Consider the following 9,679-nt stretch of genomic DNA (forward strand, 5'->3'; position numbering starts at 1 on the left):
GGCGCTGGCGGCGCCCGCACCGTGGCGGTTGTCGGCGCTGGTGCTGCTCGGCGCCCTGATGCTCGCCGCCGCCGTGGGCAACGTCGTCGGCGCGGGGACGGGACGGGTGACGGTGACCGACGACGGCGTCACGGTGACCGCACCGCTGCCCTCGACCGTGCGCTGGCCCGCGATCGTGCGCATCGAGACGTACCGTTCACCGTTCGGGCGGCGGGTCCAACTCCGGCGCGCCGACGACCGGTGGTTCTCCCGCCTGCCGTTGCCGGTGCCGCGGTCGGGCCTCGGGGGAGGCGGCCGCGCCCGTTTCACCGACGAGGTCCGCGCCCTGCAGCGCCGAGCCCACCGGGCCGGTTCCCCGGTGGAGATCCACGACCTGGGCTGGGCGCCACAACGCGGCAGGGCGCTGGCCTCGGCGGTGCTCGTCGCCGTGGCCGTGCTGGCGGTGGACCGGCCGTGGACCTGGGAGTTCGGCCCCGTGGCCACGGACGTTCCGGACGCATGCGAGGTCCTCGACGAGGAGGCCGTGGACGGGCTGTTCGACAGCATGCTGTCCCTCGCGGTGATGCCGCAGCGGTTGGACGCACAGTCCTCGGCGGACAACACCCGCTGTTCGTACGGCCTGTCGGTGCTGCTGTTCAACAACCAGGGCACCGTGACGCTGGGCTACGAGCGGGTCACCGCGACTCCGGACCGGTCGGCCACCGACGAGGCCCGCAGGCGGTTCGCCGCCCCGGGGCTGGAGGACGTGGCGGACCCCGGATTCGCCGACGAGGTCGGTACCCGGACGGAGAACGACGGGCGCACCCGGATCGTCCGGGCCCGTTGTGCGAACGTCCTCACGACCGTGGAACTCGTCGTGGGCACCGACGAGTTGCGCACCGCCGTGGCGGGGGACGGTGTGACCGGTCTGGTGGAGCAGGCCGTCGATGCTCTGGAACCCGGCCTGTGCTGACGTGCGCGGGAGACCGTTTTCCGCTCAGCGGGAGCTCGATCGGGCGCGGCCGCGGGAGACAAGGATCACTGACTCCATCCAGAGCGGCACCGGCATGTTCCGTGCCACGCCGTGGACCAGTTCGCTTCACGGCCGGGTAGAGCCGGGGGTTAGCCTGGTAGACGCGCAATCGACCAACCAAGATCGAGACGGATAGAGGCGAGTCCCAGCCGTGTCCAGCAGCAGTCCTGCGTCACAGTTCGGCCCCAACGAATGGCTCGTCGAGGAGATGTACGACCAGTTCCTCGCCGACCCTTCCTCAGTCGATGCCGCCTGGCATGATTTCTTCGCCGACTTCACCCCCACCCAGAGCAGCGGGAGGAAGCCGGACTCGGCCACCGCCGGGCGTACGGCCTCCCCGAACGGCAAGGCCGCCGCGGACGCAGGGACCCCCCGCCGCGAGTCCGCGTCCGGGACCGCACAGCGGACCCCGGCAGCACCACAGACCCCGGCAACACCACAGACCTCGACGTCCCGGCCCGCGGAGCCCCGGGACGGCAGGCCGTCCGACCGGTCCGGACGGGAGGCGCCCGCGGCCTCCACCGACGGCGCGACCCCGAAACAGAGCCCGGCCGAACAGATCCAGACTCAGCAGACCCGGGCCGGGGCGCAGCAGACGGGCACGGGCGCCACCCCGCGCACGGCGCCGCCGAAGGCCACGGCCGAGCCGGAGAAGTCGCCGCTGCGCGGCGCGTCGGCCGCCATCGCGAAGAACATGGACGCCTCGCTGACCGTGCCGACCGCCACCAGCGTGCGCGCGGTCCCGGCCAAGCTGATGGCCGACAACCGCATCGTCATCAACAACCACCTCAAGCGCTCCCGCGGTGGCAAGATCTCGTTCACCCACCTCATCGGGTACGCGATGGTGCGCGCGCTGCGCGAGTACCCGAACATGAACCGGCACTACGAGGAGGTCGACGGCAAGCCGCACGTCGTCACGCCGGAGCATGTGAACCTCGGCATCGCGATCGACCTGCCGGGCAAGGACGGCCAGCGGACGCTGGTCGTGGCCTCGATCAAGAACTGCGGGAACATGACGTTCCTCCAGTTCTGGCAGGCCTACGAGGACCTGATCAAGAAGGCCCGCAACAACAAGCTCACCGCCGAGGACTTCGCGGGCACCACGATCTCGCTGACCAACCCGGGCGGCATCGGCACCAACCATTCGGTGCCGCGTCTGCAGTCCGGGCAGGGCACGATCATCGGCGTCGGCGCCATGCAGTACCCGGCGCACTTCGAGGGCACCAGCGAACAGACGCTGGTCAACCTCGGCGTCAGCAAGATCATGACGCTGACCTCGACCTACGATCACCGGATCATCCAGGGTGCCGAGTCGGGCGAGTTCCTCAAGCGCATCCACGAGCTGCTGCTCGGCGGGGACGGCTTCTACGACGACATCTTCACGTCGCTGCGCCTGCCCTACGAGCCGGTGCGCTGGGTCGAGGACATCCCCGAGGGGGAGATCGACAAGACCGCCCGTGTGCTGGAGCTGATCGACGCCTACCGGATGCGCGGCCACCTGATGGCCGACACCGACCCGTTGAACTACCGCCAGCGCCGGCACGAGGACCTGGACATCCTCTCCCACGGGCTGACCCTGTGGGACCTCGACCGGGAGTTCGCGGTCGGCGGGTTCGCGGGCAAGGAGCGCATGAAGCTGCGCGACGTGCTCGGGGTGCTGCGGGACTCCTACTGCCGCACCGTCGGCGTCGAGTACACCCACATCCTCGACCCGGACGAACGGCGCTGGATCCAGGAGCGCGTCGAGATCCCGCACGAGAAGCCCGAGCCGACCGTGCAGAAGTACGTGCTGTCCAAGCTCAACGCGGCCGAGGCGTTCGAGACCTTCCTGCAGACCAAGTACGTCGGGCAGAAGCGGTTCTCCCTGGAGGGCGGCGAGACCGTCATCCCGCTGCTGGACACCGTGCTGGACAAGGCCGCCGAGCACGAGCTCGACGAGGTCGTCATCGGGATGCCGCACCGCGGCAGGCTCAACGTGCTGGCCAACATCGTCGGCAAGCCGATCTCGCAGATCTTCCAGGAGTTCGAGGGCAACCTGGACCCGGGCCAGGCGCACGGCTCCGGCGACGTGAAGTACCACCTCGGCGCCGAGGGCAAGTACTTCCGCATGTTCGGCGACGGCGAGACCAAGGTGTCGCTGACCGCGAACCCGTCGCACCTGGAGACCGTCGACCCGGTGCTCGAGGGCATCGTCCGCGCCAAGCAGGACCACCTGGACAAGGGCGACCGTGACTCCGGCGGGTTCACCGTCCTGCCGGTGCTGCTGCACGGCGACGCCGCGTTCGCCGGGCAGGGCGTGGTGGCCGAGACGCTGAACCTGGCCATGCTGCGCGGCTACCGCACCGGCGGCACCGTGCACGTGATCATCAACAACCAGGTCGGGTTCACCACGCCGCCGGAGCACGCCCGGTCGTCGAAGTACGCCACCGACGTGGCCAAGATGATCGGCGCACCGATCATCCACGTGAACGGGGACGACCCGGAGGCCGCGTACTGGGTCGCCCACCTCGCGGTGGACTACCGGCAGGCGTTCAACAAGGACATCGTCGTCGACATGATCTGCTACCGGCGGCGCGGTCACAACGAGGGCGACGACCCGTCGATGACGCAGCCGGGGATGTACGACATCATCGACGCCAAGCGCAGCGTCCGGAAGAACTACACCGAGGCGCTGATCGGCCGCGGCGACATCTCGATGGAGGAGGCCGAGGCCGCGCTGCGCGACTTCTCCAGCCAGCTGGAGCACGTGTTCAACGAGGTCCGCGAGCTGGAGAAGCACCCGATCGCGCCGAGCCCGTCGGTGGAGCAGAGCCAGCAGGTGCCCGCCCAGGTGCCGACCGCGGTGTCCCGGGAGGTCATCGAGCGGATCGGCGACTCGTTCGTGGATCTGCCGGAGGGCTTCACCCCGCACTCGCGGGTCAAGCCGGTGCTCCAGCGGCGGCACAAGATGTCCCGCGAGGGCGGCATCGACTGGGCCTTCGGCGAGCTGCTGGCGTTCGGTTCGCTGGCCATGGAGGGGCGGCTGGTGCGGCTGGCCGGGCAGGACTCCCGCCGCGGCACCTTCACCCAGCGGCACTCCGTACTCATCGACCGCAAGAGCAACCAGGAGTACGCGCCGCTGCAGCACCTCACCGACACCCAGGAACGGGTGATGATCTACGACTCGGCGCTGTCCGAGTACGCGGCGGTCGGCTTCGAGTACGGCTACTCGGTGGCCAACTCCGAGGCACTGGTGATGTGGGAGGCGCAGTTCGGCGACTTCGTCAACGGTGCGCAGACCATCATCGACGAGTACATCTCCTCCGGCGAGGCCAAGTGGGGCCAGCACTCCGATGTCGTGCTGCTGCTGCCGCACGGCCACGAGGGACAGGGTCCGGACCACACCTCCGGCCGGATCGAGCGGTTCCTGCAGCTGTGCGCGGAGCACTCGATGACCGTGGCGGTGCCGTCCACCCCGGCGAACTACTTCCACCTGCTGCGCAGGCACGCCCTCGACGGGGTGAACCGCCCGCTGATCGTGTTCACGCCGAAGTCGATGCTGCGCAACAAGCAGGCGACCTCGAACGTCGAGGACTTCACCGACGGCTCGAAGTTCCTGTCGGTCATCGACGACGAGACCGTCGACCCGGCCAAGGTCCGCAAGGTGCTGCTGACCTCCGGCAAGCTCTACTGGGAGCTGGTGAGCGAACGGACCCGGCGGGAGATCGACGACGTGGCGATCGTGCGGGTGGAGCAGTACTACCCGCTGCCGAAGGCCAAGCTGATCGAGGCGATGCGCCGGTACACGGGCGCCTCCGACGTCGTCTGGGTGCAGGAGGAACCGGAGAACCAGGGCGCGTGGCCGTTCTTCGGGCTCAACCTGCCGCGCAGACTGCCGGAGGCGTTCCCGACCCTCGGCGTCGTGGCCCGCAGGCCCATGGCCGCACCGTCCGCGGGCTCGTCGAAGGTGCACGAGGTCGAGCAGAGCGCGCTGATCGACCGCGCGTTCGAGTAATCCGGACACGCCTGTGGTGGGCGGCGGGCACCCGCCGCCCACCACAGGCGCTCCACCGCCGCGGGGAAGGGCCGGAGCCGGTCCGCCCGCGGGACAACACACTGGGGGAAAAATGGTGTCACGGCGAGGCCGGGACCGCGCGGACGCGATCGCGGACGGCGGCACCGTCGAGGACGCCCGCCCGGGATCACGCGGCCGAACGCCACCTCCCTGGTGGCTCTCCGCCGCAGCCCCGGGGGCGGTTCTCGGGACCGTGTTCTCCGTTCTCCACCCGTTCCTGGTGTACACCCTCGTTCCGGACAGCATCGCGCCGTGGATCGTCCTCGCCCTGGTGGTGAGCCGGGGGCGCGACCCGAGCACCGCGGTCCGGCGGGCGGTGGTCGCCCTGATCGCCCTGGCGCTGACCTACCATGCCGGCCTGACGGTGCTCGCACTCGCCATCGGGCCGAGCAACCTCCTGGGCATCCTCCCGACCCTGCTGACCGCCCTGGTGGTGTGGTCGTCGGTCGGCGTCGTGCTCGGGCTCGCCCTGCGGCACGTCGGCCGCGACGACCGTACCGGGAGGCTCGTCACCGCCGCGGCCATCGGCGTCGTCGCGGGCGAGGTCGTCCTGGGCGCGATGCTGTTGTCCGTGGTGGAGCCCGTGCATGCCGCGCTCGGGGCCGTCGTCGCCGTCGTCGTGCTCGCCCTCGGATGTCGGACGCCCCGCGACGTGGGGACGGTCCTCGGGCCTGCCGTGCTGTTCATGGTGCCGGGCGCGGTGTTGTCCCGCCTGCCGTTCCTGCTGTCCGCCTGGGTGAACTCCGGAGAGGTCCCGTTCGGGACGGCCGGCTTCTTCTGACCCGACCCACCGGCACGAGCGGGTGCCCGCACCGCCCCCCAGGACGGTGCGGGCACCCGGATCAGGGCTTCACCCGGTTCTCTCGGGTCACGGGGTGAAGGTCCAGCTGTTGATCTGGCCGGTGTCGCCGTACCAGACGTCGGTCACCCGCAGTTCCCAGGTTCCGTCGGCCGGGGACGCGGAGGCGTCGACCGTGTAGGTCTCGTTCACGTCGTCGGTGGAGTCCCACCCGGAGTCCTTGAGCCGGTGGGTGGTGCCGTCCGGGGCGACGAGGTCGATCTGCAGGTCACCGCGGTAGGTGTGGCTGATGTCGACGTCCACGGTCGCCGAGCCGGAGGCCGCGCGGTCACAGCCCTCCACGGTCACCGAACTGGTCGAGGTGCTGTTGTCGTGGATGGCGACATCCGTGTCGTTGGTGACCGGGTCACACTCGCCGGGCTCCGGCTCGGGGTCCGGCGTCCCGCCGCCGTCGCCCCCGGTGTGCAGCAGGACGTTCGGCGAACCGCTGCCCGGGTTGCCGACCGCACCGCTCGTCCCCTGGTTCACCAGGGCGTCGCGCACCTGCGCCGGGGAGGCCGACGGGTTGTCGGCCAGGTACAGCGCGGCCGCACCGGCGACGTGCGGGGTGGCCATCGAGGTACCGCTGATGGTGTTGGTGTCGGAGTCGCTGCCGATCCAGGTCGAGGTGATGTCGCTGCCCGGGGCGAAGATGTCCAGACAGGAACCGATGTTGGAGAAGCTCGACCGCGCGTCCGAACTGGTCGTCGAGCCCACGGTGATGCCGTCGGCCACGCGGGCGGGCGAGGTGTTGCAGGCGTCGGCGCCGTAGTCGTTGCCCGCCGCGAGCGCGTAGGTCACGCCCGCGTCGATCGAGCGCTGCACGGCGTCGTCCACGGCGCTGGACACGCCGCCGCCGAGGCTCATGTTGGCCACCGCCGAACCACCGGCGTTCTCGGTGACCCAGTCGATGGCGGCGATGATGCCGTCGTAGGTGCCCGAACCCTGGCAGTCGAGGGCACGGACGCCGATGAGTTCGACGCCCTTCGCGACCCCGTGGTCCGCACCACCGATGGTGCCCGCGACGTGGGTGCCGTGGCCGTTGCAGTCGTCGGCGTCGCCGTCGTTGTCCACGAAGTCGTAGCCGGACCGGGCACGGCCCTCGAAGTCGTTGTGCGAGGTCCGGATGCCGGTGTCGATCACGTACGCTTCCACGCCCGAACCCGTGGCGTCGTAGCTGTAGGTGTCGTCCAGCGGCAGGTCCCGCTGGTCCAGCCGGTCGAGCCCCCAGGACGGCGGGTTCGTCTGCTCGGCGTCGGTGTGCACCACGCGGTTCTGCTCGACGTAGGCGACGTCCGGGTCGGCCGCGGCCCGTTCGGCACGCTGCTCGCTCATGCCCGCCGCGAAGCCGCGGACCGTGCTGTCGTAGACCCGGTGCACGTCCGCACCGTGTTCGTCGGCGACCTCCCGGACGGAGGCGTCGTCCTCGAGGACGACGATGTAGCTGTCGTGGACGGTGCCCTCGGCGTCCTTACCGAGGATGGTGCCTTCCTCCTGGGCCGAGGCGGTCAGGTTCCCGCCGAGCGCGGTCAGCACGGCGACGCCGGCGGTCAGCCCGACGGTCGCCAACGACCTGCTACCCAACTTTCGGTTTCTTCGCACGGTTACTCCCTCCACGTTCCGGTGAACTTTTCGCCGTGAACGTGGCGGTGAACGTACGGACAGCCACAGTTTGAACACAGGTCTTGTCTCGATCGAGTGATCGCGATATTGGCGGCCCGCTTTGACGCCCTGCGCCACCCGTTCGAACCGGGGCGAAAGTAGGTTCCGGCCCCTACTTTCGGTCGGACCGGGCGGGTCGGGGATCTCCCGCCGTTCACCCGGTCGGCCGAGCACCGACGTCGGCTCTCGCCCCGGATCCCACAGCAGGTGTCGGACTCCCGGACACCTTCCGGTCCGGCGGCGGCTCTAGGCTCGGCGCCCGTGGAGACGTACGCGATGCACGCGCGGGAGGTCCGGGCGGCCGTCACCGCGCTCGGCCGGGGTTGGCTGTCGTTCGACGAACTGGTGCGCACGAGCACCCTGCCCCGGCGCACGGTGGAGGAGCTGCTCGACGATCTCGGGGACGACGTCGAGCGCGACGGCGGCCTCCTGCGGCTGCGTCCGGACACCGTCACCGCGCACCACGAACGGGTGGGCACCGCCGCGGCGGTCCCGCCGGGACTGCGCGAGGAGATCGGTGGACACCTCGACGCGGTACCACCGCCGCTGCCCGCCCTCGACCACGTCCAGGCCACCCCCGACACGGTTCTGCACCGGGCGCGGTGGCTCGACGAACAGTACGACCTGCGGCACGCCCGCCTGCTGTTCCTCGGCGACCACGACCTGACCTCGTTGGCGGTCCACGCGCTGCGTGGCGAGGCGGACGTGACGGTGGTCGACGTCGACGACCGGGTGCTCGAACACATCGACACGCGCAGCGGCGGCGCGGTGCGGACGGTGCACGCCGACCTCCGGTACGGACTCCCCCTGGCGGTGACCGGCACGGCCGACGTCGTGTTCAGCGACCCTCCGTACACCCCGGAGGGCATGACGCTGTTCGCCTCCCGGGCGATCGAGTGCCTCGCCGACCGTGCCGGGCGGGTGGTGCTGGCCTACGGCTACAGCCACCGCCACCCGACGCTCGGCCACCAGGTGCAACGCGCGCTGTCCGGACTGGGCCTGACCTTCGAGGCGATCCTGCCGGGCTTCCACCGGTACGCCGGCGCCCAGGCCATCGGCAGCGCGGCCGACCTCTACGTCTGCCAACCGACCGCCCGCGCCCGGAAGAAGAAACGCGGCGCCGGACAGGCGATCTACACACACGGCCCCCGCTCGGTCGAGGCCACCCGTACCCCCGAACAGGTGCGCGCGGGACTGCTCTCGATCGCGGGGGAGGACGGCTCCCCCGTCGAGGAGCGCGGACCGGACTGGACCGCACCCGCGTCCGTGCCCGAGGGCACCGCCGTCGCCGTGGACCTCAGCGGTGATCCGGGTCCGTGGCTGGTGCGGGTCCTGCTGGCCGTCAACGCCGGACGGGTGGCACTGCTGGTGCCCAACGCGCATCCCGACCTCGCCGACGCGGCGGGGCAACGGGCGCTGACCGAACTGCTCGCACCCAAGTACCGGCTGCGGCTGCTGCGCAGCACCCCGGACAACACGCACGCCGTGGTGCTGGCCGAGGCCCCCGACGCCGCCGACACCAGCACCGCCGACACCGGGGACGCGGACACCGGCACCCGCACGGTGCGGGAGGTGTGGACCAGGGCCCACGGCCGGTTGGGCAACCTCTTGCCCCACGCCCCCGCGGACATCGCCGATCTCCGGCTCGTCGACGTGCCCCGGCACAAGATCGTGCGGTTGCTCTGGGCGTCCGGTCCGGGCGGCTGATGTCCGGACCGGACGGCCGGTCAGTGCGGCCGGTCAGTGCGGGCCGGTCAGTGCGGCCGGTAGTTGCGGCTGGGCGCGAGGGAGAGCAGCAGGATGAGCACGGCGGCCAGGACGAGCCCGAGGCCGCCCGCACCGAAGGTGATCACCGCGACGAGATTGACCGCGGCGCCCACACCGGCGGCGACCAGCAGGACGACCTGCCTGCCCTTCAGCGCCGCCACACCACCCCAGAGGTAGGCGCCTGCCGCGACCAGCGCGGCCACCCCGAGGACGACGATCACCCCGGAGAAGCCGGTCTCGCCCCACCGCACCCGCTCCATGCTGCCGAGCACGGCGCCGCCGAGCATCCACGCCAGCCCACCGACGAGCTCCAGCGCGGCGGCCAGGAAGCCGGTGACCGCGGCCG

At 70.9% G+C, this 9,679-nt stretch carries 6 protein-coding genes; 4 read left to right on the forward strand and 2 right to left on the reverse strand.

Features of this window, described 5'->3' with window-relative positions; all coding sequences use genetic code 11:
* From ACTIR_RS0104045 to ACTIR_RS0104055, 3 genes are all read left to right on the forward strand, one after another.
* The coding region (locus tag ACTIR_RS0104045; RefSeq protein WP_161629613.1) for a hypothetical protein at nt 1–952 on the forward strand (952 nt) is incomplete at its 5' end.
* A gap of 211 nt (nt 953–1,163) precedes the next feature.
* Entirely contained in the window at nt 1,164–5,006 is a 3,843-nt protein-coding gene (locus ACTIR_RS0104050) for a multifunctional oxoglutarate decarboxylase/oxoglutarate dehydrogenase thiamine pyrophosphate-binding subunit/dihydrolipoyllysine-residue succinyltransferase subunit (RefSeq protein ID WP_026453309.1), read from the forward strand.
* 253 nt (nt 5,007–5,259) lie between these two features.
* The gene (locus ACTIR_RS0104055) at nt 5,260–5,847 is read left to right on the forward strand and encodes a hypothetical protein (protein ID WP_026453310.1); all 588 of its coding nucleotides are present in this window, start codon (nt 5,260–5,262) and stop codon (nt 5,845–5,847) included.
* Nucleotides 5,848–5,934: 87 nt separating this feature from the next.
* Here the strand turns inward: ACTIR_RS0104055 and ACTIR_RS0104060 are convergent, their stop codons facing one another.
* Complete coding sequence (locus ACTIR_RS0104060; RefSeq protein ID WP_026453311.1) at nt 5,935–7,506, reverse strand: S8 family peptidase; 1,572 nt, start codon at nt 7,504–7,506, stop codon at nt 5,935–5,937.
* Nucleotides 7,507–7,842: 336 nt separating this feature from the next.
* Here ACTIR_RS0104060 and ACTIR_RS0104065 point away from each other — a divergent pair, with 336 nt between their 5' ends.
* Entirely contained in the window at nt 7,843–9,273 is a 1,431-nt protein-coding gene (locus ACTIR_RS0104065; RefSeq protein ID WP_026453312.1) for a bis-aminopropyl spermidine synthase family protein, read from the forward strand.
* A gap of 47 nt (nt 9,274–9,320) precedes the next feature.
* Here ACTIR_RS0104065 and ACTIR_RS21620 read toward each other — a convergent pair.
* The coding region (locus ACTIR_RS21620; RefSeq protein ID WP_034238295.1) for a hypothetical protein at nt 9,321–9,679 on the reverse strand (359 nt) is incomplete at its 5' end.

The sequence above is a fragment of the Saccharomonospora iraqiensis subsp. iraqiensis genome (assembly GCF_000430445.1).
Taxonomy (GTDB): domain Bacteria; phylum Actinomycetota; class Actinomycetes; order Mycobacteriales; family Pseudonocardiaceae; genus Saccharomonospora; species Saccharomonospora iraqiensis.